Consider the following 23,766-nt stretch of genomic DNA (forward strand, 5'->3'; position numbering starts at 1 on the left):
CGAGGCCCCATGACCCAGACCCCAGAAACCGGCTACCGCGTTCTGGCCCGCAAGTACCGGCCCGAAACCTTTGCCGATCTTGTGGGGCAGGATGCTATGGTGCGTACGCTGCGGAACGCCTTTGCGGCCGACCGCATCGCGCAGGCCTTCATCATGACGGGCATCCGTGGCACGGGGAAAACCACGACGGCGCGGATCATCGCCAAGGGCATGAACTGCATCGGCGCGGATGGCGCGGGTGGCCCGACGACCGACCCCTGCGGAACCTGTGAACATTGTGTGGCCATCATGGAAGGCCGCCATGTCGATGTGATGGAGATGGACGCGGCATCCCGCACCGGCGTGGGCGACATCCGCGAAATCATCGAAAGCGTGCATTACCGGGCGGCCTCGGCCCGCTACAAGATCTATATCATCGACGAGGTTCACATGCTGTCGACCAGCGCGTTCAACGCGCTGCTCAAGACGCTGGAAGAGCCGCCTGCCCATGTGAAGTTCATCTTCGCCACGACCGAGATCCGCAAAGTGCCGGTTACCGTGCTGTCACGCTGCCAGCGCTTTGACCTGCGCCGGATCGAACCCGAAGTGATGATCGCCCTGCTGCGCAAGATCGCGGGGGCCGAGGGCGCGCAGATCACCGATGACGCGCTGGCGCTGATCACGCGGGCGGCGGAAGGATCGGCGCGCGATGCCACATCGCTGCTGGATCAGGCGATTTCCCACGGCGCGGGCGAAACCACCGCTGATCAGGTGCGCGCCATGCTGGGCCTGGCGGATCGCGGCAGGGTGCTGGACCTGTTCGACATGATCATGCGCGGTGACGCGGGCGGGGCGCTGGCCGAACTGGGCGCGCAATATGCCGATGGCGCCGATCCGATGGCGGTGCTGCGTGATCTGGCCGAGGTGACGCACTGGATTTCCGTGGTCAAGATCACACCGGACGCGGCCGAAGATCCCACGGTCGGACCGGATGAGCGTGCGCGGGGGCAGGACATGGCCGACCGTTTGCCGCTGCGCGCGCTGGCGCGGATGTGGCAGATGCTGCTCAAGGCGCTGGACGAGGTGGCCCAGGCCCCGAATGCGATGATGGCGGCCGAAATGGCCGTGATCCGTTTGACGCATGTGGCTGACCTGCCCACACCGGAAGAACTGGTGCGCAAGCTGCCCGACCTGCCGCCCCCTTCGCCGGGTGGTGGCCCGTCGGGCGGCGGGATGGCGGCAGGCCATGCCGAGGGCGGCGCGCCCGCCATGACACGCGGCGGCAGCGTTCCATCCGGTGCTGGCGGGTCGGGGAACACCGTGCAAGCCGTGGCACTGGATGCCGAACAGGCGCTGGCCCGGTTTCCGACATTCGATCACGTGATCGACCTGATCCGCGCCAATCGCGATGTCAAACTGCTGGTCGAGGTGGAAACCGGCATGCGCCTGGCGGCCTATCGTCCGGGACGTATCGAATTCGTGCCGGCCGAAGGTGCGGCGCCTGACCTGGCGCAGCGCCTGGGGCAGCGGCTGCAACTGTGGACGGGGAACCGCTGGGCAGTCAGCCTGGTCAATGACGGCGGTGCGCCCACGATCGCGGAAGCGCGCGACACAGCCGAGGCCGACCTGAAAGCGCAGGCCGCGGCCCATCCCATGGTGAAGGCGGCCCTGCTGACCTTTCCAAAGGCCCGCATCATCGAAATTCGCACACCCGACAAGCTGGCCGCCGAGGCAGAAGCCCAGGCCCTGCCAGAGGTCGAGGATGAATGGGACCCGTTCGAGGACGATTGAAACACGGCGCCGGCCCCACCGGACATGCCGCAGATGCAAACAGGAGAGAAACAAGATGCTCAAGGGATTAGGCGGGCTTGGCGACATGGCCAAGATGATGAAAGCCGCGCAGGAAATGCAGCAGAAGATGGCGCAGCTTCAGGAAGAGATGCACCAGATGACCGTGACCGGGGAATCCGGTGCCGGGCTGGTCAAGGCCACCTGCACCGTCAAGGGAGAGCTGAAAAGCCTTGATATCGACCCGTCGATCTTTTCGGCCGATGACAAGGAAGTGGTCGAGGATCTGATCCTTGCCGCGATCAAGGACGCGCAGGGGCGCGCCTCGGAAAAGGCCAAGGAAGAGATGGGCAAGCTGACCGAAGGCATGGGTCTGCCCAAGGACATGAACCTGCCGTTCTGACCCGGCCGGACATCCCCACATGAGCGCCAATCGCGACATCGAGGCCCTGATCGACATGATGGCCCGTCTTCCGGGGCTGGGTCCACGATCGGCCCGGCGGGCCGTGCTGCACCTGATCCGCAAACGGGCCTTGCTGATGACGCCGCTTGCCGACCTGATGCAACAGGTGGCAGCCACGGCGCGCGAATGCCTGAACTGCGGCAATATCGGCACCGGCGACATCTGCGAGATCTGCGCCTCGGACAAGCGGGCCAACGGGATGATCTGCGTAGTCGAGGATGTGGCCGATCTTTGGGCGATGGAACGCTCCGGCGTCTTCAAGGGGCGCTATCACGTGCTGGGCGGCACCCTGTCGGCGCTGGATCAGATCGGTCCCGACCAGTTGCGCATTCCGCGACTGGTGGACCGGGTCGATAGTGAAAACGTGACCGAAGTGATCCTGGCGCTGAACGCCACGGTCGATGGGCAGACCACGGCCCACTATATCGCAGATCAACTCGAGGGGCGGGTGACCCTGACGTCGCTGGCGCAGGGCGTGCCGATCGGGGGCGAGCTGGATTACCTGGATGACGGCACGATCACGGCAGCGCTGAACGCGCGGCGCAAGGTCTGATCACCACCGCGGCGCGGGTTTGTCGACGCTACCCGTCGCATGGATATTTGCAGCAAGAAGAAACAGGCGCGCGCAGGATCATGCCCGCCGCGCGCCTGAACCTTTTCAGATCACCACCACATCCAGCGGCGGAAAGCCGTTGAAGCAGACCGAGGAATAGGTCGATGTATAGGCCCCGCAGTTGCGGATGATGAACCTGTCGCCCGCGCGCAGGCCCAGCGGCAGTTGCACGGGGCGCTTTTCATACAGCACATCGGCGCTGTCGCAGGACGGCCCGGCCAGGATGCAGGGACCGGTTTCCTCGTGATCGCGGTCTGTGATGAACTGGTAGCGGATCGCCTCGTCCATGGTTTCGGCCAGGCCCGAGAACTTGCCGATATCCAGATAGACCCAGCGGCAGATGTCATCATCGGACTTGCGCGAGACCAGCATCACCTCGGCGGCGATCATGCCTGCCTCGGCGACCATGCCGCGACCGGGTTCGGCCATGACACGGGTGGCACCGTCGAAACGGGCCTCGACCATTTCCATCACGCGGGCGGCGTAGAGGGTGGGCGCCTCGATCTCCTCGCCGTAGAAGGCAGGGAAGCCGCCGCCGATGTTCAGCAGGTCCAGATCGAAACCAGCGGCGCGAGCCGTGGCCCAGGCGGCGGCGACGTGATCCAGCGTGCCGGTCCACATCTCCGCGCGGCGTGTCTGGCTGCCGACATGGAAGGACATGCCCACGGGTTTCAGCCCCAGTTCGGTGGCGCGGGTCATCAGGGGGACGACCATTTCGGGCGCGCAGCCGAACTTGCGGCTGAGCGGCCAGTCCGCCTCGGTCGAGCCGACCAGAAGGCGGATGTAGACCTGTGCACCCGGTGCATGTTCGGACAGTTTCTCAAGCTCTTCCGTGGCATCGGCCGCGAAGATGCGGATACCCGCAGCATAGGCGAAGGCGATGTCCGACGCGCGCTTGACCGTGTTGCCGAAGGAAATGGTTTCAGGCCGCGCACCCAGGCTGAGGCAAAGCTCGATCTCGCCACGCGAAGCCGCATCGAAATGGCTGCCTTGCGCGATCAGGGTCGACAGGATGGCGCGTGCCGGGTTCGCCTTGACGGCATAGTGAATATCGGCGCGGCCCAGGCCCGCCTTGAGCGCGCGGTATTGATCCGCCACGATCTGCGTGTCCAGTACCAGCGTCGGGCGGTCGAACGTGGACTGCCGGATAAAGGTTTCGATACGATGGGATGCGCGGACGGGGTCGCCGCCCAGCTGGGGGTTCACGTAGGCGTTCATGGTCATCTCCAATAGGAACCGGATCAAAGACCCGACCAGTTCAACAGGAGACGTTACCGTCGCTACGTAAACACTGAGAGCTCATCACCCTCGGCCAGAGGCGCGTGCGTTGGCGTCTATATCTGCGCATTTAGGACCAGTGAAAAATTCACGCAAGATATTTTGCAAAGCGCCAATAAAAAAATAATTCCACCGCGTCGCGCCACGGTGTCAGCGTAAAGTGATGCCTGAAAAACAAGGGGCTCAGGACGGCAAAGCAGCCTGCTGCGCCCAGTCCGGCAAGCCGCGCCCCAGGGCCAGTTCGGCCCCCAGACGCCCCAGTTCATCGCTGCATTTCGCACCACGCCCACACCCGCCGACCGCCACAGAGAGGCGCGGCCCCAGCCGTTCCAGCGCGGGGATATTCTGCGGCGTGAAGGTGGTGACGCAGGGCTGAACATGGCTTGTGGCCACGCGCAGGCCAGGCATGCGTGCGCGCACCTGATCCGCAAGCATGCGACCCACGGCGACATTGCCGCCCCCGCGAAACCAATCCCTGATGTCCTGCGTATCCCGCAGGATCACATCCACGGTGTCGCCGCCCATTTTCAGGTAGATACGCCCGTCAGGATAGCGGATCGGTGGCAGCAGGTATGGATCGTTGCCATCGGGTTCCAGCCAGATCAGCGATGGCATGGCGGCAAGGCGCCCGGCCTCTTGCGGATCAAGTTCCAGCAGCACCACGGTACGGGCATAGACAGTCAGCGGCAGCGGGTCGGGCAGGATCATATTGGCAAACCCGCCTGCCGCCACCAGCGCCTGATTGGCCAGCACCTCGCCCTGGTCCGTACGGATCCGCAGGCCGGTTGGCGTCTCATCAAGGCCCAGGACGGTATCAGGCAAGATCCGTGCGCCGGCCTGCGCGGCAATGCGGATCTGTGCGCGCACCAGAGTTCGCGGATTGATATGCCCCGCGCCTTGCGTTTCGTGCAGCGCCAATGTGCCGGGATCGAACCGAAAGAAGGGAAAACGCGCGGTCAGAACCGGCCCGCGCAGCATATCGCAAGGCAGGTTGTCCTGATCGCGCACCTCGCAGAGACGTCGGATATAGGGGCTGTCTTCGGCGCCGGCCATGACGGTGCCGGTTTCATGAAAGAAGCGCAGGCCACTGTCGGCTTCGATCTGGTGATAGCGGGCGATGCTGGCCTGGCTTGCGCGGCTCCAGAATGGCCAGGGATCCAGGGCGCGCGTGATCCGCCCTTCGTCGTAATGGCTGGCGAAAACGCCGGGGTGTGCGGCCTTGTCCTGCGGTTCGGGCGGGCCGATCAGCATGACCTGATGCCCACCCTGCGCCAGGTGGCGGGCAGCGGCCGCGCCGATCATCCCGGCGCCTATCACGGCTATGACCATCAGGGGCCTCCTGCGGGCAGTTCAGGGCAGAGTGCCCGAAGCCCTTGCCCGATGCCAAGCCCGATCCGGCGGCCGGAACGAAAAAGCCCGGGCAAAAGGCCCGGGCTTTTCGATCTTGCCGAAAACGACAGCTTAGCGGCGGCTGTCCTCGTCCTCGTCATCCTCGTCATCATTGTCGGGCAGGTTGAAGAAGCTGTCGGCGTCGTATTTCGTTTCCGGCTTCTCGTCCTCGTCATCCTGACGCAGCGTGAATGTCTCCAGGCCTTCGATGGCGGTCGGCATCCGCGGGCCGTCATCCATGCTGAGCGACTGTTCGGTGCTGACCAGCTTGCGGCGTTCGTCATCCGACATCACAACGCCGTCTGCCGCGCGCTTGGCGGCGGCCTTCTGCACAGCAGCATCAAGTTCGGACTGCTTGCAAAGACCAAGCGCCACCGGATCGATCGGCGAGATGTTGGCGATGTTCCAGTGGGTGCGCTCGCGAATCGCCTGGATCGTCGGCTTGGTGGTGCCGACCAGCTTGCCGATCTGGCCATCGCTGAGTTCCGGGTGGAACTTGACCAGCCAGTAGATCGCGGCAGGGCGATCCTGACGCTTGCTGAGCGGGGTGTAGCGCGGACCGCGGCGCGTTTCCTCGCCAACGGCGGCTGGGTTGAACTTGAGCTTGAGCTTGTGCAGAGGGTTGGCCTGACCCTTGTCGATCTCTTCCTGGGTCAGCTGGTTGTTCGCGATGGGATCAAACCCCTTCACGCCTGCCGCCACATCGCCATCTGCGATGCCCTGCACTTCAAGCTCATGCATCCCGGTGAACTCGGCGATCTGCTTGAAGCTCAGCGTGGTGTTGTCCACAAGCCAGACAGCGGTGGCCCTGGCCATGATCGGTTTGGTCATGTCATCATCTCCTTGACCCGAATGCGCCCCTTGTCGGCAAATCTTTCCCGCCGCCTGAAAAGGCTGCCCTTTGCGGGGCGGGTTACCGTTGTCGGGGAACTCGATGGCTATATAGTGGAGAAGGCTTGCCAAGAAAAGCCCGAATGCGCCAGACCGACCTTGCCAGTGAAACGGAGCCCGCCATGCCCGCCCTTTACCGATTGATCCTGTTGCTGACCATGGCGTTGTGCCTGGCCGTGCCGTCGCGTGGCATGGCCGATGGCGAAAGGCCGGGCGAATTCGACTATTACGTGATGTCGCTCAGCTGGTCGCCCAGTTGGTGCGCGCTTGAGGGCGATGCGCGCAGATCGCCGCAATGCCGCGACGACAGCGGCCATGGCTGGGTGCTGCATGGGTTGTGGCCGCAATATCACCGGGGATGGCCCAGCTATTGCCGCACCACAGAGGCCCAGCCCAGCCCCGCGATGACCGCCGCGATGGTCGACATCATGGGCACACCGGGTCTGGCCTGGCATCAGTGGCGCAAGCACGGGGTCTGCAGCGGCCTGTCGGCCCGCGCCTATTTCGACCTGTCGCGCCGCGCCTATGCCAGCATCACGCGCCCGGCCGTGTTCCGCAACCTGGACCGGCCCGTGCGCTTGCCCGCCACCCTCATCGAGGAGGCGTTTCTCAAGGAGAACCCGCAGCTTGAACCGGACATGCTGACAGTGACCTGTCGTGATGGCCGGATACAAGAGGCACGGATCTGCCTGTCCAGGGATCTGACCCCGGTGCCGTGCGGCCGCGACGTGGTGCGCGACTGCACGCTCAGGGATGCGTTGTTCGATCCGATGCGCTGAAAAGGATCAGACCAGCAGATCGTCCGGCGACACGCCAGAGGTCACCGCGGTCTTGAACCATGCAGGCTGACGGCCCTTGCCGGTCCAGGTGATGCTGGCATCATCGGGGTGGCGATACTTTGGCGCCGCAGGCTTGCGACGTGCCTTGCCCTGCGTTGATCCGGTCAATTCCGACAAGGAAAAACCCATTTCACGCGCCTTTGCCTCGAGCGCCGCAATAGCCTGATTTTTCTGACGCTCTTCGAATTCATCCACAGCTTTCGCCACTTTCTTCTGGAGGACTTTCAGTTCCGTCAGAGACATTGCTTCGAGGTCGATCTGTACCATTAGGGATTCATCCATCTTTTACGGCCCATGCAACGGAACTTTACCATTCGAACTGCCTGGAACCTGGGGCCTATTAATCTTTGATCTTCATTTCATACAGATAGAAATAGAAAAGGCAAAATGAATCTACATATGCAGGCAAAAGCACCAGATGTTTCTTTTGCACAGGGAAATCGGTTTGGACGCTGTTTCCAGGTAATCGCGTCACATGTTTCCCAAGCGTTCAAAAATAACCTCAAGGCTTGGTAATTATGGTGCAAAAGCCGTTTTGCATTTGTGTTCCAGGGATGGAGCAGAAAAAGAAAAGGGGGCGCAAACCGCCCCCTTTGCAGAAACATGCGCGTCCGATCAGGGTTGCAGGATCGTGCTGCCCGTGGTCTCGCGTCCTTCCAGCGCACGATGTGCATCTGCGACCTGATCCAGCGGAAAGCGCTGATCAATCCGAATCGCGACATCGCCCGAAAGCACCTTTTCAAAAAGATGTCCCGCCATTTTCTGACAGGTGGCATGGTCCCCGATATGGGTATAAACGGTTGGCCGCGTCACTTGCAGCGACCCCTTTGCGCCAAGGATCCCAAGATCCAAGGGCGGCACCTTGCCTGAAGCGTTTCCAAAGGAAATCAACATGCCCAGCGGACGCAAACTATTGAGAGAGCCTTCAAAAGTATCCTTTCCGACCGCATCCATGACAACATCAACACCTTTTCCGCCCGTCAATTCACGAACCTTGGCGGCGAAATCGACCTTTCGGTAATTGAGGCAGTGGCTGGCGCCATGATCCAGCGCCAATTGGCATTTCTCATCGGTGCCAGCCGTGCCGATCAGGGTAATCCCTTCCGAGCGGGCCCACTGGCAGGCGATCAGGCCGACACCACCGGCAGCTGCGTGAAACAGGACCGTGTCACCGCGTTTCAGCGGATAGGTGCGGTGAAACAGATATTCGACCGTCAGCCCCTTCAGCATCATGGCGGCACCCTGTTCGAAGGAAATGCCATCCGGCAGCGGGCATACCTGCGCGGCGGGCATCACGCGCGCCTCGCAATAGGCGCCCGGTGGTTGCGACGTATAGGCCGCGCGATCACCGACTTTCAGATGCGTGACACCTTCGCCCACGGCCTCGATCACACCCGCACCCTCCATGCCCAGGGCATGGGGTAGAGGAAGGGGATAAAGCCCGGTGCGCTGATAGACGTCGATGAAGTTCAGACCGCAGGCATGGTGACGGATACGCACCTGCCCCGGACCGGGTTCGCCCAGCGCGCGATCCACCAGCTTCATTTTTTCCGGGCCGCCGAATTCTTCGATAACAACAGTTCTTGCCATGGTCGTCATTGGGTTTCCTCTTCCCTCGTCCTTCCGCGCTTCATGCGCGGCAATCCTTTGCGTTCCTCGTGGTCCTCATGCCACTTTCAGAACGATCTTACCGATATGTCCGCTACCCTCCATCCGGGCATGCGCCTTCGCGGCCTCCTCCAACGGATATTCGCTGTCCATCACGGGGGCCACGCGGCCTGCATCCAGCAGCGGCCAGACTTCGGCCCTCAGCGCGTCGGCGATGCGCGCCTTGGCCAGGTCGCTTTGCGGGCGCAGGGTGCTTCCGGTCATGGTCAGGCGACGGCGCATCAGGTCGCTGAAATTCACCTCAACCTTCGCGCCTTGCAGGAATGCGATCTGCACAAGCCGACCATCGTCAGCCAGAGCGCGGAAGTTGCGCGGGATATAAAGACCGCCCACCATGTCCAGGATCAGGTCGGCGCCACCCTCGGCGCGCATCACCTCGACGAAATCCTCGTCCCGGTAGACGATGGCGCGCTCTGCCCCCAGATCGAGACAGGCCTTTGCCTTTTCCTCAGACCCCACTGTCACGAAAACCCGCGCGCCGAAGGCGCAGGCCAGCTGGATCGCCGTCGTGCCGATCCCGCTGGAGCCGCCGTGCACAAGGAACCGCTCGCCGGCGCGCAGACCGCCGCGCTGAAAGACATTGGACCATACCGTAAAGAAAGTCTCGGGCAGGCAGGCGGCCTGTTTCAGATCCATGCCCTTGGGCACAGGCAGGCAATGGGCGGCAGGCGTCGCCACATATTCGGCATAGCCGCCACCGGGCAGCAGCGCGCAGACCTGATCCCCCAGGGCAATGCCGCTGACACCTTCGCCCAGCGCCACGACCTCGCCCGCGCCCTCAAGACCGGGCAGATCGCTGGCGGTCGGGGGCGGCGCGTAATTGCCTGCACGCTGCAATGCGTCTGGACGGTTCACACCGGCATAGGCCAGCTTGAGCACGACCTGACCAGGTGCGGCCTCGGGGATCGGCCTTGTGCAAAGCTTCAGCACCTCGGGTCCACCGGGTTGCGATATCTCGATGGCGCGCATCGTCTGGGTCATGTCTTTTCCTTCATTACTTTGTGCCGTTGTTCCAGCGGCCAGGCCAGCCGCCTTCGGGCGCACCTTTTCCGGGTGCGCGTATTTTTCCAAGGACCGACAGGGGTGCGGCCAGAAGACTGCTGAGGGCCTTGTTGTCGCGGACGGTTGCCTTGAACTTTTCAAACCGCATCACGTCGTCGATCCGACGGTCCAGGAAATCCCAGGTGGCCTGATGCCCAAGCGAATCATCGCCCAGCCAGAACAGGACCGTTGCGCCATAGACGCCCGACAGCGTGGCGCGCTTGGTATACCAGTTGATATCGTCCGAGGTATCGCCCAGCGCGGTCCAGATCAGGTCACAGGTATTCCAGATCGCACGCGCCCCATCCGCCGCATAGACCGGCAGGGAAAACAGCGTCGTGCCGCGGCGCACGGCTTCCTTGTCATCGGCCGCTTCCAGCCGGTAGCGCACGGCAAGTGCCACACGGTCGCGAAACCGCATGGACGACAGGTCGGTCTGGCGCAGACGTTCAAGCATGATTGCATCGCCGCGCGCGTGATAGGCCAGCGCAAGGTCCACTGCACCGCGCGGACAGGCGGCACGCGCCACGGTCCGGTCGATCCCGGTATCGGCGATGGCTGCGGCGAAACTGGCCTCGGACCAGCCATCGAAGGGCACATGCATCAAGGCCGCATCAAGCAGGCGGTCTTTGACATCTGTCTCTGTCATCAGGGGTTCCTTCCTGTGCACTTGGCCCGATCGGGTGGATCGGGCTTACCCTAGACAAGTAGGGCGGGCTTTGCTATACGGCCACCTCCTGCAAATTCTTGCAACTCAAACTTAGAAAGGTGGTGAAAACCACATGCAGGTTAGTGTTCGTGACAACAATGTCGATCAGGCCCTCCGGGCTCTGAAGAAAAAGCTGCAGCGTGAAGGCGTATTCCGCGAAATGAAGCTCAAGCAACATTTCGAGAAGCCGTCCGTCAAGAAAGCGCGCGAGAAAGCTGAAGCCGTTCGTCGTGCCCGTAAACTGGCGCGCAAGAAAGCCCAGCGTGAAGGCGGCCTTTAAGGTATCCTTCCTCAACAGCTTGAACGCTATTGAAAACGACCCCCGTGCCCAGCGCCCGGGGGTTTGTTTTTTCTGACGCTTCCGTTTTGGACCCGGCTGCCGCACTGCGCTTTTGGACAAGCGCACAGATCACGATGGCGTCGGCCTGATCCAGCGCCGGCCAACGCGTCTGGTCCTTCGCTTTCACGTCGCAGGTCAGGGCTCAGCGATATTGGCCAGCCGTGATGAATTCGCTGAACGCCTCGCACCAGATGACCACGGTGGTGTATTGGGTCACATCCACGCCTTCGGGCACGGACAGCACGACGCCGTTGAACGTCTTCACATCACCGATCAATTGCGCCTCGGCCTTCAGGGGCAGGAATTCATCCTCATGTTCAACAAACTGCTTGACTAGATACAGCTTGTAATCCGGCCCGGGCGCAAGCTTTCCGTCATGTACGATGCGATCGGTTGAAACGCTGATCCTGCCTTCACCCCAGTGCAGGAAATCACTGCCCCTCAGGTCACGGGTCAATTCAGCGACAAATAATGCATCCTGGGCTTCGCGCTCCAATACAGCGCGGTCCGGTCCGGCCGGAGCCGTCAGGATCGGCAGAAAATAAACCCCAAGCGCAAAGCCAACCGCAACCGCCAGCACATGGGTCACAATGAATGTCAGAAACCGTCTCATTTTGTATTCTCCTGCCACCTTCACCACGCGGATAAAACACGGAACCGGAAGACCTTAGGCCGTCACCCGGCCCAAGATCATGTCGCTGGCCTTTTCCGCGATCATGATCGTGGGTGAGTTGGTATTGCCCGATGTGATGCGCGGCATCACGCTGGCGTCCACCACGCGCAGACCTGCCACGCCCCTCACGCGCATCTGCCCATCCAGCGGCGCATCGTCATCGGTGCCCATGCGAACGGTGCCGACGGGATGGAAGATGGTCGTCCCGATATCGCCTGCGGCCTTCATCAGATCCTGCTCGGTCTGCGCGGTCAGGCCCGGCTTCATTTCGTCGGGCGCGTATTTCGCCATCGGCGCCTGCGCCATGATGTGCCGCGCCTGCCGGATCGCATCCACGGCAACACGGCGGTCGCCCTCGGTGCTGAGGTAGTTGGGCGCGATGCGCGGCGCGTCGCGGGGATCGTTGCTGGTGATCTCGACCGTGCCCCGGCTTTCGGGGCGCAGGTTGCACACACTTGCAGTCATCGCGGGGAAATCATGCAGAGGCTGGCCGAAGGCCTCCAGCGTCAGGGGCTGGACGTGGTATTCAAGATCCGGCGTCTCAAGATCCTCGCGCGAGCGGGAAAAGGCACCAAGCTGGCTGGGGGCCATCGACATCGGACCGCTACGGCGCAGCACGTATTCCAACCCGATCCGGGCCTTGCCCAGAAGCGAGCTGGCCATCGTGTTCAACGTCTTCGCCCCCGTCAGTTTCCACGCGCAGCGCAGTTGCAGATGGTCCTGAAGGTTTGCGCCGATGCCAGGAATGTCGCGGATCACGTCGATCCCGTGGCGCGCCAGCAGCGCCGCAGGCCCAAGCCCCGACAGTTGCAGGATCTGCACCGATCCGATGGCGCCTGCGGACAGGATCACCTCGGCCCGCGCGCGGGCGGTCTTGACCTGCCCACCTTGCTGGTATTCGACCCCGACGGCGCGTCCATCCTCGATCAGGACGCGGCGGGTCTGGGCATGAGTTTCCACCTGCAACCCCTGCCCCGTGCGGGTCCGCAGAAAGGCGCGTGCCGTGTTCATGCGCCATCCGCTGCGCTGGTTGACGCGGAAATATCCCACGCCCTCGTTGGTGCCGGTGTTGAAATCCGTGGTCTCGGGCAGGCCAGCCGCCACGGCGGCGGCTTTCCAGTCATCGAGCACATCCCAGTGCAGGCGCTGGTTCTCGACCCGCCATTCACCACCAGCCCCGTGCATGTCGCTTTCGCCTTCGACGAAATCCTCGGAGCGTTTGAAATAGGGCAGCACATCATCCCAGCCCCAGCCGGTCAGCCCCATCTGCCGCCAGCCGTCGTAATCCGCCGCCTGGCCCCGCAGGTAAAGCATCCCGTTGATCGAGGAGCATCCCCCCAGAACCTTGCCGCGCGGATAGATCAGGGATCGCCCGTTCAGGCCGGGCTCTTCTGCCGTGCGATACATCCAGTCGGTGCGCGGATTGCCGATGCAGTAAAGGTAACCCATAGGGATATGGATCCAGTGATAGGCGTCCGTTCCCCCCGCTTCCAGCAACAGCACGCGATGCCCCGCGTCTGTCAGACGCTTGGCCAGAACGCAGCCAGCGCTGCCAGCGCCAACGATGATGTAATCCCAGGTCATGCAGTCCCTCCGCTACCCTGCAATCTGGGCGAAGGGGGCGGCAATGGCAACGGCTGTCGCATCACGGCGGACAGAGGATCAGACCGGGATCGCCGTGGTCTTGAAGACGGTACGCAAGGCAAAGCTGCTTTGCATCTGGGCCACGCCCGGCAGCCGCGACAGGTGCTGGCGATGGATGCGGGCGAAATCCTCGGTGTCTTCGGCGACGATCTTGAGGATATAGTCCGCAGTGCCCGCCATCAGGTGACATTCCAATACGTCAGGAATGCGCGAGACCGCCTTTTCGAAGGCGTCCAGCAGATCGTCCGCCTGACCGGACAGCGTGATCTCGACGAAAACAAGCGTGGGCAGGCCCATCTTGCGACGATCCAGCAGGGCCACATAGCTGCTGATATATCCGTCTTCCTCAAGCCGCTGCACACGGCGATGACAGGCCGATGCCGACAGGTTCACCTCTTCCGACAGGTCTGCGTTGGAAATGCGCCCCTTGCGCTGAAGAACGGAAAGAATGCGACGATCTGTCGGGTCAAGCGCCATGAAACGAAGATTCCTTCGATGAATTGCTAAACTTTCCGAAGGATATCCGCAAAGGCACTGAAAATGCGACCCCGAATTCAAACGATTTGCGCCGGGTCTGCGCCATGATGGGCCAGAACACGCATCAAGGGAGATAGCGCAATGAAAATCGGATGCCCCAAAGAGATCAAGCCGCAGGAATTCCGCGTCGGCATGACGCCCAATGCCGCGATGGAAGCCGTGGCCCATGGCCATGAGGTGCTGATCGAAACCGGTGCGGGTGTCGGCGCGGGTTTCCCCGATGCCGATTATGTCGCCGCCGGTGCGCGGATCATCGGCACGGCGGCCGAGGTTTTCGCGACAGCCGACATGATCGTGAAGGTCAAGGAACCGCAGGCGGGCGAGCGCAAGATGCTGCGCGAGGGGCAGCTTCTGTTCACCTATCTGCATCTGGCGCCGGACCCGGAGCAGACGCATGACCTGCTGGCCTCGGGCTGCACCGCCATCGCCTATGAAACCGTGACCGACCGTTCCGGTGGCCTGCCGTTGCTGGCGCCCATGTCCGAGGTCGCAGGCCGGCTGGCCCCGCAGGTGGGCGCCTGGACGCTGCAAAAGGCCAATGGCGGGCGCGGTGTGCTGATGGGGGGTGTGCCCGGTGTGGGACCGGCGCGCGTTCTGGTGCTGGGCGGGGGCGTTGTTGGCACCCATGCGGCGCGGATCGCGGCGGGCATGGGGGCGGATGTGACCGTGCTGGACCGGTCGTTGCCGCGCCTGCGCTATCTGGACGATGTGTTCGGTGGGCTTTTCAAGACGGGGTATTCCTCGGCCGGGTTGCTGGCCGAACTGCTGCCGCAGGCCGATATGGTCGTAGGCGCGGTGCTGATCCCCGGCGCGGCGGCGCCCAAACTGATCACCCGCAAACAGTTGGGCGTGATGAAGCCGGGATCGGTTCTGGTGGATGTGGCCATCGACCAGGGCGGCTGCTTCGAGACATCCCGCGCCACGACGCATCAGGATCCGATCTACGAGGTCGACGGGATCATGCACTACTGTGTGGCCAACATGCCGGGGGCTGTTGCGCGCACCTCGACCCTGGCGCTGGGGAATGCCACGATGCCCTTCATGCTGGCGCTGGCCGACAAGGGGTGGAAACGCGCCTGCGCCGAGGATCCGCATCTGCTGGCCGGGTTGAACGTGCATGCGGGGCAGTTGACCTATGCCGCCGTAGGCGAGGCGCTGGGGATCGCGACGGTAGACCCAAAAACGCTGGTGGCGTGACAGGAACGGGCGCGGCGGGTGGGCCTGCCGCGCCCTGTGGTTTCAGGCCAGAGTCCAGAGATGGAAAAGAAGGCCCGAGAGGAACGCACCGGAGAGCGAGAGCGCGATATAGGTGGCGAAAACGCCCGGACGGACCAGCGCCCAGACCGCGATGGCCGCTGGCACAGACGTCACGCCGCCCGCCACCAGAAAGGCAAGGCCCGCCCCCGGCGCCATGCCTTGCGCGATCAGACCACCGACCAGCGGCAGCGCGGCATAGCCGTTGAGGTAAGCGGGCACACCGACCAGCGTGCCGAGAGCGATGGGGGCGATGCCGGTACCGCCCAGCACCGATGTCACGGTTTCGGCGGGGATATAGGCAAGCATCAGGCTTTCCAGCAGGAAGGCCAGCAATAGCCATTTTGCAAGGAACAGGGTGGTGTTCAGCGCCTCGCGCCCGAATTTCACGCGCCGCGCCGGATCGTTCCAGAACCGCCAGACGACCTTCTTGGGTGCGCGCACACGCGCACCGCCGCAACCGCCATTGCCGATGCCGTCACGCAAGGGCGCAGGAAAACCGCCCGCCCGCGTCACCCAATGGACAACAGTGCCCCCCATCAGGCCAAGGCCGATGGCGGCCAGCGTCTTGGCGATGGCGAATTCCAGCCCCAGAACGCCCGTGGTCAGCACGAACATCGAGGGGTCCATGACCGGCGAGGCCAGCCAGAAGGCCATGACGGCTGAAAGCGGCACGCCCATCGCCAGCAGGGCGGCGATCAACGGGATCACCCCGCAAGAGCAGAAGGGCGAGAGCGCGCCCGCCAGGGCCGCCATCACGATCATCAGCGCAGGCGCGCCGGTGAAGGCCCGCGCGATCAGGTTGTCGGCGCCCGTGGCCCCGGCCCAGGCCGCGATCCCGATGGACAGCAGCAGGAAGGGCGCGGTGTTCAGCAGCGCCGCAGTTGCGAATATCGCCGAGGCCTGCGCCTGCGCCGCATCCATGGCGGCCAGCACGGCAAGGATCAGCGCCGAGGCCAGCCAGACCCGGTGCCGTGTCCAGATCACACGGGCAAGCACCGCAGGGTGGCGAGGGCCGAGGGTGACGTCAGTCATGTCTAAATCCCTAATTTTATAGTTATTTAAGGCCGAAAAAATCAGGCTACCTTGCACGTTCTGGACAGGGTCACACCGCTGCAGCATTCGGCGGTCAGGAAATCCACCGTACGGTGCATCACATCGTAATCCACGCGATTGATCACCATGCGCCCCTGCTTTTCCTGCGTGACCAGACCGGCATCGACCAACGTGGACAGGTGATGCGCCAGCGTCGAGGGGGCGATATCCAGATGTTCGATCACCTCGCCGATGGTCAGACCGCCCTGCCCCGCCTTGACCAGTAGACGGTAGATCGACAGGCGCACATCATGGCCCAAAGCGGCCAAGGCGCGGGATATGGGGGTTGCGGTTGTCATGGCGCCAGATAAAACTAAAAAACTGGTTATGTCAATATATCATGTTGTCAATATATCATGTTACAGGGACGCGCCTCACACCCGCTGCGCCTCTTCCAGCTCACGGACCAAGCGGCGTTCTTCCTCGACCTTGGGGGCGGTGAAGCGCGCCAGCAGCAGATAGGCGACGGGGGTCAGGTAGAGCGTTGACAGCGTGGCAAGGCCAAGGCCGCCCACAATCACCCAGCCCAGCGCCTCGCGCGCTTCGGCGCCGGCGCCGGAGGACAGGATCAGCGGCACGCCCCCCAGCACTGTCGAGGTCATGGTCATCATCACCGGGCGCAGGCGGATGGTCGAGGCATCGAAGATCGCCTGTTTCACATCGGCGCCACGATCACGCAGCTGGTTGGCGAATTCGACGATCAGGATCCCGTTCTTGGCCATGATCCCGATCAGCATCACCAACCCGATCTGGCTGTAGACATTCAGGCTAAGGCCGCTGAACAGCAGCGCGAAGATCGCGCAGGCCAGCCCGAGCGGGACCGTCGCCATCACGACGATAGCGGAAATGAAGCTTTCGAATTGCGCGGCCAGCACCAGCAGCACCACAAGGATGGCAAAGGCGAAGGTCACGATCAGGCCGGATGAGGTCTGATCCAGTGCGGCGGCTTCAGCCAGGGGGACGATGGTGTTTTCCGGCGCGATGATCCCGTCGGCCAGCACGCGCACCTCTTGCATCGCATCGCCAAGGGACATCTCGGACGTCAGACTGGCCGTGATTTCGACCGAGCGTGCCTTGCCCTCGCGTTTGAGTTCGGGGGCGATGGCGCGTTCTTCGAGGCGGACGAAACTGGACATGGGGATCATCTGCCCATCCGACGTCTGCACGAAGATGTTTTCCAGATCGGTGGGATCGTTCACCGGATCGCTGCTGGACAGCATCTGCACATCATAGGAGGTATCGTCGATGAAGACCGATCCGACGCTGCGCCCGTCCAGAACCGCCCGCAGCGCATTGCCCAGGCCCGAGATGTCGATACCAAGGTCCGAGGCGCGGGCGCGGTCGATCTCGACAAAGAGCTGCGGCAGGGTCGTTTCATATTCCAGCCGCACCTGGCCCAGGGCCGGGTTTTGCTGCATGGCCTGCACCAGTTGATCCGCAACATCGGAAAGCTGGGCGTAATTGCTGCCTGTGATCGCGAAGCTCAGGCCACGGCCCGCCCCGCGAATCCGCAAGGAATTGGGCTGAATCACGAAGGCGCGCACCCCTACAACGCTACCAAGGTAGCGGTTCACGTCGCCGACAATCTCTTGCTGGCTGCGGGAGCGCTCTTTCCACTTGGCAAGGGTCATGACCACGAAACCCCGGTTCGACGCACCAAACCCGGTGATCGAGAAGACATTCGTCATCTCGCCGCTGTCGCGCAGCGGGGACATCGCGGTCTCGATCTCTTGCAGCTTGGCGCTGGTGTAGTTCAGGGACACACCCGTGGGGGCCGTGACGGACATCAGGATGATGGCGCGATCCTCGCGCGGGGTCAGTTCCTGTCGGATGCCGCCCGAGACCAGAACGGCCGTCAGCGCGAAAAGACCGGCAACAATGACGACGACCATGGGCGCGGCCAGTGCGGCGCGCAGGGTGCGGGCATAAAAACCGGCCAGCTTGTCGCCCAGCCAGACCATCGGCCCCGTCTCGGGCTGGCCGCTTTGCGCGCGGGCCAGAAGCCGGCTTGCCAGAACCGGCGCCAGCGTCAACGCCACGACAGAGGACAGCATGACCGCCATGGCCAGGGTGAAGCCAAATTCGCGGAACAACCCGCCGGCCTGACCGGGCAGGAACGACAGCGGGATGAAGACGGCCGCCAGCGTGGCGGTGGTGGTGACGACGGCGAAGAACACCTGCTGCGTGCCAAGGACGGCGGCGGCGCGCGGCCCCATCCCTTCGGAGCGGCGGCGCACGATGTTTTCCAGCACCACGATCGCATCATCCACGACCATGCCGGTGGCCAGCACCAGTGCCAGCAGCGTCAGGATATTGACCGAAAAGCCGACCATGTAGATCGCGGCCAGCGTGCCGATCAGCGCCACCGGAAGGGTCAGGGTGGGGATCAGGGTGGCGCGCCAGTCACGCAAAAAGACAAAGATGACGCCGACCACGATCAGGATCGCCAGACCCAGCGTTGTCACCACCTCGCGGATCGAGCCGTTGATGAAGACAGCATCGTCAGAGGTGACAAAAATCTTCACGTCATCCGGCAGCACACGCTGCAATTCGTCAACGGCCTGATGGACACCGCTGGAAATTTCCAACGTGTTGCTGGTGGCCGCGCGAATGATACCCATTCCCATGCCGGTCTGGCCATTGGCGCGCAGGACCGTTTCGTTCGGGGCCGGACCCAGCGTGACGCGGGCGACGTCTCCGATGGTGACGTTCGGGCCCAGTTCAAGGGCTTCGAAGGCTTCCGGCGTGATCACCGTGGCCGTCGTGCGTACGTTGATCGACTGGCGGCTGCCTTCCAGATCGCCGGCAGGCACATCGAAGGCCACGTTGTTCAGCGCGCGCGCCATATCGGCCAGGGTCAGACCGCGACTGGCCAGTTCCAGCTGGTCGATATCAACACGGAAAATGGCATCCCGGTCGCCATAAATCTGCAGATCCGCCACCCCGGGGATCGAGATCAGACGATCCTCGACCCGGTCGCGCACCAATTGCGTCAGATCCTGCGGCGAGCGGGTGTCGGATGTGACCGCGATCCGCATCACCGGATCGGCATTGGCATCCGCCTTGATGATCTCGGGCTGGTCAGCGTCATCCGGCAGGTCATTGGCGATGCGCGCCACCGCATCGCGGGTATCGGTGGCTGCAACGTCCAGATCGACGCCATCGTTGAATTCCAGCGTGACCCGGCTGCGGCCATAGCGCGACTCCGACGAGATGGTGCGCACACCGGACACCCGCCCCACAGCGCCTTCGATACGGCCGGTCAATTCCTGATCGACGGTTTCGGGCGATGCCCCCGAGAACCGCGTGGTGATCGTCACGACGGGACGATCCACATCGGGCAGTTCGCGCACCTCGACCCCGAACAGGGCGGCAAGGCCCGCGATGATGATCAGGGCGTTGATCACGAAGGCCAGGATCGGGCGGCGCACGAAAAGCGCGGTTCCGGCTGTCGTGGGTGCGGGATTGGCCGGGTTTTTCATCTCGACCGACTCACAGCGTAGCAGCGGTGGCTTTGCCGTCGCGCGCCGCCGCAGCCTCGTTCGCGGGGGCCACCTCGGCGCCGGGGCGCAGGGTCTGCACGCCTTCGATCACCACCATGTCACCTTCGGACAGATCACCCTCGACCAGAACCCGGTCGGGGTTGCGCTGGCGGATCACGACCGGCACGCGCTGCGCCTTGCCATCCTGCACCCGCCAGACGAAAGACCCCTGGCTGGACCATTGCACGGCCAAGGCATCGACCGAGGGATAAGCCTGGCCCACCACATCAACGGTGACTTCGAAAGCCATACCCTCGCGCAGGCGGTCCGAATCATTGTCCAGGGATGCCTGCACCCGCAACGTCCGGCTGGCGCGGTCGACCACGTTGTCGATCGCGGTCAGGCGGCCGGATACCGGGATCGGAACCCCGGACATGGACCGCACCGTCACTTCTTTTCCGACTTCCAGTGCACCGATCACACGTTCCGGCACCCTGAAGTCGATGATGATCTGCGACCGGTCGGTCAGAACACCGATGACGTCCTGCGCCGTCAGCCTGTCGCCATGCTCTACCTCGACCAGTCCAAGCCACCCCGAGATCGGCGCGGTGACCACGGTCTGATCCAGATCGACCTCGGCCTGCCGGATCGCCAGCAACGCATTCTGCAAGGCAAGTTCCGCCTCGCGGATCCGCACGGCCGTGACGACGCCAGAGTCGCTCAGCGTGGTCAGGCGCCGCAGCTCGTCCTCGGCATCGGCCTGCATCAGGCGGGCCCGCTCCAGCGCGATGACCTCGGCCCGGTCTTCAAGCCGGACCATGATCGCGCCCTCTTCGACATATTGGCCCGAAGCCACCTCGACCGCGCGCACGCTGCCGGTTCTTTCGGCGCGCACTTCGACCGAACGCAGCGCGCGCCCGTCGCCGATCGCGTTGACCCGCTGGCTCAAAACGTCCTGGATGACGCCATCCAGGACAACCTTTGCAGGTCCGCGCGGACCGAAACCGCCACCGCCCGCGCCCTGCGGGGCGGTTGCCACCGGCTCTATCCCCAACAGCCCGAGCACACCGATCCGGTCCAGCATCGGCCGTGCCGAGGGCACGAAGACGATCCACAGGGCCAGCGCGGCGGCGACCGCCACAAGCGACAGAAGGGTCTGTTTGAACAAGGACATCTGGCTTCCTCGGATGGTCGGGAACAGGTCAGTACGAAAGCCCACGAAGGGGTTCAGAACCCGGACATGGCGCAATTTCCTTCAAAGCACCGGTAACAAGTAACCTTTTGTCCGAAATAGGCAACATGGCGCAGGTCGTTGCGGCAAACGAAAAGACCCGCACGTTGCGCGCGGGTCCTGTTTTTCACGTGCTCTTGACCGGCTGTGACGACAGCCCTGTCACTTCTTCAGCGCGTCGCGGATTTCCATCAGGATCTCCAGTTCGGTCGGTCCGGCCGGTGCGGCGGGCTCTGGCTCGGGCTTCTTGATGGCTGCGTCGCGGGCGCGGTTGACGGCCTTGACCAGCATGAAGACCACGAAGGCGATGATCAGGAAATTGACCACGGCCATGATGAAGCGCCCATAGGCGAAAACGGCCGCGCCAGCCTCTTCCGCGGCCGTGATCGAGCTGTACTCACCGCTGCCCAGCAGCACATACATGCCGGAAAAGTCGATGCCGCCGATCACAAGGCTGATGATCGGGTTGATGAGGTCTGCCACCATCGAGCTGACGATCGCCGTGAAGGCCGCCCCGATGATGATACCGACGGCCATGTCCATGACATTGCCGCGCGCGATGAAGTCCCTGAATTCCTTAATCATTATGTCCCTCTTTTTCGTTTTACCAAGCCGGCCTTGTGACCGGTTACTCTTGCGCCACGCCAAGCATCTACGCCTTTCTTCCGAAGGGAAGGCGCGCCTCGATGCACAGATGCCATCAAAAGATATCACGCGGAATCGCGGCACGACATGAAGATATGCGTGCCTGACGCAATATGCGCCCGACCTGTGCAAAATCGCGACAAGCGGCGGCGCAGGCGGTGTTGGTTCAGGTGATCAGAAATCGGAGGATTGGTGGAGCCTAGGGGGATCGAACCCCTGACCTCTTGCATGCCATGCAAGCGCTCTCCCAGCTGAGCTAAGGCCCCATCATATCGGCCCTGTTCGGGCCAAGATCGTGTAACCCCTGAGGGTTGTCGCGGTTCTTTAGGCAATGGCGCGGGCGGGATCAAGCGGAAAATTCCGCCCGCTGCCAGTCATTCGAAGAGGTCAGATCTCGTCGTCATCCGAGGCGACATCGGCGATGTCGTCCAGCGACACGTTGTCATCCTCGTCGTCATCCAGCAGATCATCATCCAGATCCACATCGACCTCATCATCGTCCAGAACATCCTCATCGGCGTCCAGATCGACGGCTTTCATCTTCTTGGTCGCAGCATCCTCGGCATCGGCGGCGATCATGCGGCTTTTGCCGATATCGAATTCCACCACTTCACCGGTATAGGGGCTGACGATCGGGGTCTTGTTCAGGTCGTAGAAACGCTTGCCGGTTGTCGGGCATACGCGTTTCACACCCCATTCTTCCTTGGGCATGGATATCCCTTTCAAATCTTGTGTCTTGTCGACGATCCGCGCCAACTGCCATAACGGGTCACGCGTGTCAAAGGCTTTAACAGAACGCCTGGCGCCGGTTCGAGAGGCCATATGGGACAGCATTTCCTGCCAGGCAACCCCCCGGTTGCAATCACCTTGCGGAAAACCGCGCAGGCGCGTCGCATTTCGCTGCGGATATCGCGGCTTGACGGGCGGGTGACACTGACCTGCCCGCTGCGGGTCAGCGACCGCGAGGCGCTGGCCTTTGCCCATGAAAAGGCGGACTGGCTGCGGCAGAACCTGATGAGCCATCCGGGTCCCGCGCGGGTGGAGATCGGCGCGCAGATGCCTTTCGAGGGCCGCATGCTGCGAATCGCGACAGGCCCGGGGCGGCTGGTGCGCCCCGAGGGCGATCATTTGCTGGTTCCGGGTACGCCTGACAGGGCGGCGGCCCGTATCGCCGGATTTCTCAAACAGGCGGCGCGTGACCGGCTGGCCGAAGCATCGGATCATTACGCGGCACGGCTGGGGCGCGGCTACAACCGCCTGAGCCTGCGCGACACCCGCTCGCGCTGGGGGTCCTGCACGGCGGATGGCGGGTTGATGTATTCCTGGCGGTTGATCATGGCGCCGCCCGAGGTACTGACCTATGTGGCCGCCCATGAGGTGGCGCATCTGGCCGAAATGAACCATTCCGATGCCTTCTGGTCTGTCGTGACACGGCTTTACGGCGACTATCGCGCCCCCCGGCGCTGGCTGCGCGAAAAGGGCAGCGATCTGCATCGCTACCATTTCGGCGGCTGATCCGAGGTTGACCCGCCCCCGATTTGTGATCACATGAACGCATGCAGACAGTCATCACACGTCCTGATCCGGTGCCCAATGCCCATGACCGCGTTTACCGTGGCCTGCGCAGCCGTATCATGCATGGCGACATCGCGCCTGGCCAGGCCCTGACACTGCGCGGGATCGGCAAGGAATACGGCGTGTCGATGACGCCCGCGCGCGAATCCATACGCCGTCTTGTGGCCGAGGGGGCGTTGACGCTGTCATCCTCTGGCCGGGTCTCGACGCCGGAACTCAGCAATGAGCGGATCGAGGAGCTGGCCGCGCTCAGGTCCCTGATCGAGGTGGAACTGGCCAGCCGCGCCCTGCCCCGCGCGCATATGGCGCTGATCGACCGGCTTCAGACCATCAACGCCGCCGTGGGCGATGCCGCAATGCGCCAGGATGCGGTGGCCTATATCCGCACCAACCTGGAATTCCACCGCACATTGTACCTGCGCGCGCAGGCCCCTGCGATGCTGGCCATGGCGGAAACCGTCTGGTTGCAGATGGGCCCCACGATGCGCGCGCTTTACGTGCGGCTGAAACGCAAGGACCCGCCGCATTTTCACCGGCTGATCATTGCCGCGCTGAAGGCGGGGGATGAACCGGGGCTGCGGCTGGCGGTGCGGTCCGATGTGACACAGGGCCTCAAGATGTTGGCGGGCTGA

At 63.1% G+C, this 23,766-nt stretch carries 24 protein-coding genes and 1 tRNA gene; 8 read left to right on the forward strand and 17 right to left on the reverse strand.

What is annotated here, in order from left to right:
* Positions 1 to 9 precede the first annotated feature (9 nt).
* The 3 genes from ACFQ3C_RS09000 to recR are packed head-to-tail and all read left to right on the forward strand — an operon-like array spanning position 10 to position 2,783.
* On the forward strand, positions 10 to 1,770 hold the full coding sequence (locus ACFQ3C_RS09000; protein WP_380790750.1) for a DNA polymerase III subunit gamma/tau: 1,761 nt from the start codon (positions 10 to 12) through the stop codon (positions 1,768 to 1,770).
* Between the two features lie 55 nt (positions 1,771 to 1,825).
* On the forward strand, positions 1,826 to 2,170 hold the full coding sequence (locus ACFQ3C_RS09005) for a YbaB/EbfC family nucleoid-associated protein (protein WP_375568783.1): 345 nt from the start codon (positions 1,826 to 1,828) through the stop codon (positions 2,168 to 2,170).
* Positions 2,171 to 2,189: 19 nt separating this feature from the next.
* Positions 2,190 to 2,783, forward strand: a complete 594-nt coding sequence (gene recR, locus ACFQ3C_RS09010; protein WP_380790752.1) for a recombination mediator RecR — start codon at positions 2,190 to 2,192, stop codon at positions 2,781 to 2,783.
* 105 nt (positions 2,784 to 2,888) lie between these two features.
* Here recR and ACFQ3C_RS09015 read toward each other — a convergent pair whose 3' ends face one another.
* The 3 genes from ACFQ3C_RS09015 to ACFQ3C_RS09025 form a co-directional block, all read right to left on the reverse strand.
* The gene (locus ACFQ3C_RS09015; protein WP_380790755.1) at positions 2,889 to 4,061 is read right to left on the reverse strand and encodes a type III PLP-dependent enzyme; all 1,173 of its coding nucleotides are present in this window, start codon (positions 4,059 to 4,061) and stop codon (positions 2,889 to 2,891) included.
* A gap of 243 nt (positions 4,062 to 4,304) precedes the next feature.
* Positions 4,305 to 5,450: an FAD-dependent oxidoreductase gene (locus ACFQ3C_RS09020; protein WP_380790758.1), complete on the reverse strand. Its 1,146-nt coding sequence runs from the start codon at positions 5,448 to 5,450 to the stop codon at positions 4,305 to 4,307.
* A gap of 132 nt (positions 5,451 to 5,582) precedes the next feature.
* Entirely contained in the window at positions 5,583 to 6,341 is a 759-nt protein-coding gene (locus ACFQ3C_RS09025; protein WP_380790760.1) for a DUF1013 domain-containing protein, read from the reverse strand.
* A gap of 218 nt (positions 6,342 to 6,559) precedes the next feature.
* Between ACFQ3C_RS09025 and ACFQ3C_RS09030 the strand changes: the two genes are divergently transcribed.
* A complete protein-coding gene (locus tag ACFQ3C_RS09030; protein WP_380791143.1) occupies positions 6,560 to 7,180 on the forward strand; it encodes a ribonuclease T2 family protein in 621 nt (206 codons plus the stop codon).
* 6 nt (positions 7,181 to 7,186) lie between these two features.
* On the opposite strand, the gene ACFQ3C_RS09035 is transcribed toward ACFQ3C_RS09030, so the two are convergent.
* From ACFQ3C_RS09035 to ACFQ3C_RS09050, 4 genes are all read right to left on the reverse strand, one after another.
* Positions 7,187 to 7,507, reverse strand: a complete 321-nt coding sequence (locus ACFQ3C_RS09035; protein WP_380790762.1) for an H-NS histone family protein — start codon at positions 7,505 to 7,507, stop codon at positions 7,187 to 7,189.
* Between the two features lie 348 nt (positions 7,508 to 7,855).
* Positions 7,856 to 8,839 (reverse strand): quinone oxidoreductase family protein, encoded by a 984-nt coding sequence (locus tag ACFQ3C_RS09040; RefSeq protein WP_380790765.1) that lies wholly within the window; start codon positions 8,837 to 8,839, stop codon positions 7,856 to 7,858.
* A 66-nt stretch (positions 8,840 to 8,905) separates the two neighbouring features.
* Positions 8,906 to 9,889, reverse strand: coding sequence for an NAD(P)H-quinone oxidoreductase (locus tag ACFQ3C_RS09045; RefSeq protein ID WP_380790767.1), 984 nt, complete (start codon positions 9,887 to 9,889; stop codon positions 8,906 to 8,908).
* 13 nt (positions 9,890 to 9,902) lie between these two features.
* Positions 9,903 to 10,598, reverse strand: coding sequence for a COQ9 family protein (locus ACFQ3C_RS09050; protein ID WP_380790769.1), 696 nt, complete (start codon positions 10,596 to 10,598; stop codon positions 9,903 to 9,905).
* A 133-nt stretch (positions 10,599 to 10,731) separates the two neighbouring features.
* On the opposite strand from ACFQ3C_RS09050, the gene rpsU reads away from it, so the two are divergent.
* Entirely contained in the window at positions 10,732 to 10,938 is a 207-nt protein-coding gene (gene rpsU, locus ACFQ3C_RS09055) for a 30S ribosomal protein S21 (RefSeq protein WP_082896406.1), read from the forward strand.
* A gap of 202 nt (positions 10,939 to 11,140) precedes the next feature.
* On the opposite strand, the gene ACFQ3C_RS09060 is transcribed toward rpsU, so the two are convergent.
* The 3 genes from ACFQ3C_RS09060 to ACFQ3C_RS09070 all read right to left on the reverse strand — a co-directional run bounded on the left by ACFQ3C_RS09060 (position 11,141) and on the right by ACFQ3C_RS09070 (position 13,792).
* The gene (locus ACFQ3C_RS09060; protein WP_380790771.1) at positions 11,141 to 11,587 is read right to left on the reverse strand and encodes a DM13 domain-containing protein; all 447 of its coding nucleotides are present in this window, start codon (positions 11,585 to 11,587) and stop codon (positions 11,141 to 11,143) included.
* A gap of 78 nt (positions 11,588 to 11,665) precedes the next feature.
* The gene (locus ACFQ3C_RS09065; protein ID WP_380790774.1) at positions 11,666 to 13,255 is read right to left on the reverse strand and encodes a GMC family oxidoreductase; all 1,590 of its coding nucleotides are present in this window, start codon (positions 13,253 to 13,255) and stop codon (positions 11,666 to 11,668) included.
* Positions 13,256 to 13,333: 78 nt separating this feature from the next.
* Positions 13,334 to 13,792 (reverse strand): Lrp/AsnC family transcriptional regulator, encoded by a 459-nt coding sequence (locus tag ACFQ3C_RS09070; RefSeq protein ID WP_068293854.1) that lies wholly within the window; start codon positions 13,790 to 13,792, stop codon positions 13,334 to 13,336.
* Positions 13,793 to 13,933: 141 nt separating this feature from the next.
* Between ACFQ3C_RS09070 and ald the strand changes: the two genes are divergently transcribed.
* On the forward strand, positions 13,934 to 15,049 hold the full coding sequence (gene ald, locus ACFQ3C_RS09075; protein WP_380790778.1) for an alanine dehydrogenase: 1,116 nt from the start codon (positions 13,934 to 13,936) through the stop codon (positions 15,047 to 15,049).
* A gap of 42 nt (positions 15,050 to 15,091) precedes the next feature.
* Here the strand turns inward: ald and ACFQ3C_RS09080 are convergent, their stop codons facing one another.
* The 7 genes from ACFQ3C_RS09080 to ACFQ3C_RS09110 form a co-directional block, all read right to left on the reverse strand.
* Positions 15,092 to 16,141, reverse strand: a complete 1,050-nt coding sequence (locus tag ACFQ3C_RS09080) for a permease (RefSeq protein WP_380790781.1) — start codon at positions 16,139 to 16,141, stop codon at positions 15,092 to 15,094.
* 41 nt (positions 16,142 to 16,182) lie between these two features.
* Positions 16,183 to 16,500, reverse strand: coding sequence for an ArsR/SmtB family transcription factor (locus ACFQ3C_RS09085; protein ID WP_380790785.1), 318 nt, complete (start codon positions 16,498 to 16,500; stop codon positions 16,183 to 16,185).
* 75 nt (positions 16,501 to 16,575) lie between these two features.
* Positions 16,576 to 19,683 (reverse strand): efflux RND transporter permease subunit, encoded by a 3,108-nt coding sequence (locus ACFQ3C_RS09090; protein ID WP_380790788.1) that lies wholly within the window; start codon positions 19,681 to 19,683, stop codon positions 16,576 to 16,578.
* A 10-nt stretch (positions 19,684 to 19,693) separates the two neighbouring features.
* Entirely contained in the window at positions 19,694 to 20,857 is a 1,164-nt protein-coding gene (locus ACFQ3C_RS09095; protein ID WP_380790791.1) for an efflux RND transporter periplasmic adaptor subunit, read from the reverse strand.
* Positions 20,858 to 21,076: 219 nt separating this feature from the next.
* A complete protein-coding gene (mscL, locus tag ACFQ3C_RS09100) occupies positions 21,077 to 21,499 on the reverse strand; it encodes a large conductance mechanosensitive channel protein MscL (RefSeq protein WP_380790794.1) in 423 nt (140 codons plus the stop codon).
* A 250-nt stretch (positions 21,500 to 21,749) separates the two neighbouring features.
* Positions 21,750 to 21,825, reverse strand: a tRNA-Ala gene (locus tag ACFQ3C_RS09105).
* Positions 21,826 to 21,946: 121 nt separating this feature from the next.
* Positions 21,947 to 22,270, reverse strand: a complete 324-nt coding sequence (locus tag ACFQ3C_RS09110) for a TIGR02300 family protein (RefSeq protein WP_380790797.1) — start codon at positions 22,268 to 22,270, stop codon at positions 21,947 to 21,949.
* Between the two features lie 111 nt (positions 22,271 to 22,381).
* Between ACFQ3C_RS09110 and ACFQ3C_RS09115 the strand changes: the two genes are divergently transcribed.
* Together ACFQ3C_RS09115 and ACFQ3C_RS09120 are read left to right on the forward strand one after the other, a co-directional pair.
* Positions 22,382 to 23,074, forward strand: coding sequence for a M48 family metallopeptidase (locus tag ACFQ3C_RS09115; protein ID WP_380790800.1), 693 nt, complete (start codon positions 22,382 to 22,384; stop codon positions 23,072 to 23,074).
* A 41-nt stretch (positions 23,075 to 23,115) separates the two neighbouring features.
* Positions 23,116 to 23,766: a GntR family transcriptional regulator gene (locus ACFQ3C_RS09120; protein ID WP_380790803.1), complete on the forward strand. Its 651-nt coding sequence runs from the start codon at positions 23,116 to 23,118 to the stop codon at positions 23,764 to 23,766.

The sequence above is a fragment of the Seohaeicola saemankumensis genome (assembly GCF_042678485.1).
GTDB lineage: Bacteria > Pseudomonadota > Alphaproteobacteria > Rhodobacterales > Rhodobacteraceae > Seohaeicola > Seohaeicola saemankumensis.

Coding starts and splice junctions, on each gene's coding strand:
- ACFQ3C_RS09000 (WP_380790750.1), top strand. CDS start 10: ATGACCCAGACCCCAGAAACCGGCTACCGCGTTCTGGCCCGCAAGTAC.
- ACFQ3C_RS09005 (WP_375568783.1), top strand. CDS start 1,826: ATGCTCAAGGGATTAGGCGGGCTTGGCGACATGGCCAAGATGATGAAA.
- recR (WP_380790752.1), top strand. CDS start 2,190: ATGAGCGCCAATCGCGACATCGAGGCCCTGATCGACATGATGGCCCGT.
- ACFQ3C_RS09015 (WP_380790755.1), bottom strand. CDS start 4,061: ATGAACGCCTACGTGAACCCCCAGCTGGGCGGCGACCCCGTCCGCGCA.
- ACFQ3C_RS09020 (WP_380790758.1), bottom strand. CDS start 5,450: ATGGTCATAGCCGTGATAGGCGCCGGGATGATCGGCGCGGCCGCTGCC.
- ACFQ3C_RS09025 (WP_380790760.1), bottom strand. CDS start 6,341: ATGACCAAACCGATCATGGCCAGGGCCACCGCTGTCTGGCTTGTGGAC.
- ACFQ3C_RS09030 (WP_380791143.1), top strand. CDS start 6,560: ATGGCGTTGTGCCTGGCCGTGCCGTCGCGTGGCATGGCCGATGGCGAA.
- ACFQ3C_RS09035 (WP_380790762.1), bottom strand. CDS start 7,507: ATGGTACAGATCGACCTCGAAGCAATGTCTCTGACGGAACTGAAAGTC.
- ACFQ3C_RS09040 (WP_380790765.1), bottom strand. CDS start 8,839: ATGACGACCATGGCAAGAACTGTTGTTATCGAAGAATTCGGCGGCCCG.
- ACFQ3C_RS09045 (WP_380790767.1), bottom strand. CDS start 9,889: ATGACCCAGACGATGCGCGCCATCGAGATATCGCAACCCGGTGGACCC.
- ACFQ3C_RS09050 (WP_380790769.1), bottom strand. CDS start 10,598: ATGACAGAGACAGATGTCAAAGACCGCCTGCTTGATGCGGCCTTGATG.
- rpsU (WP_082896406.1), top strand. CDS start 10,732: ATGCAGGTTAGTGTTCGTGACAACAATGTCGATCAGGCCCTCCGGGCT.
- ACFQ3C_RS09065 (WP_380790774.1), bottom strand. CDS start 13,255: ATGACCTGGGATTACATCATCGTTGGCGCTGGCAGCGCTGGCTGCGTT.
- ACFQ3C_RS09070 (WP_068293854.1), bottom strand. CDS start 13,792: ATGGCGCTTGACCCGACAGATCGTCGCATTCTTTCCGTTCTTCAGCGC.
- ald (WP_380790778.1), top strand. CDS start 13,934: ATGAAAATCGGATGCCCCAAAGAGATCAAGCCGCAGGAATTCCGCGTC.
- ACFQ3C_RS09080 (WP_380790781.1), bottom strand. CDS start 16,141: ATGACTGACGTCACCCTCGGCCCTCGCCACCCTGCGGTGCTTGCCCGT.
- ACFQ3C_RS09085 (WP_380790785.1), bottom strand. CDS start 16,500: ATGACAACCGCAACCCCCATATCCCGCGCCTTGGCCGCTTTGGGCCAT.
- ACFQ3C_RS09090 (WP_380790788.1), bottom strand. CDS start 19,683: ATGAAAAACCCGGCCAATCCCGCACCCACGACAGCCGGAACCGCGCTT.
- ACFQ3C_RS09095 (WP_380790791.1), bottom strand. CDS start 20,857: ATGTCCTTGTTCAAACAGACCCTTCTGTCGCTTGTGGCGGTCGCCGCC.
- mscL (WP_380790794.1), bottom strand. CDS start 21,499: ATGATTAAGGAATTCAGGGACTTCATCGCGCGCGGCAATGTCATGGAC.
- ACFQ3C_RS09110 (WP_380790797.1), bottom strand. CDS start 22,270: ATGCCCAAGGAAGAATGGGGTGTGAAACGCGTATGCCCGACAACCGGC.
- ACFQ3C_RS09115 (WP_380790800.1), top strand. CDS start 22,382: ATGGGACAGCATTTCCTGCCAGGCAACCCCCCGGTTGCAATCACCTTG.
- ACFQ3C_RS09120 (WP_380790803.1), top strand. CDS start 23,116: ATGCAGACAGTCATCACACGTCCTGATCCGGTGCCCAATGCCCATGAC.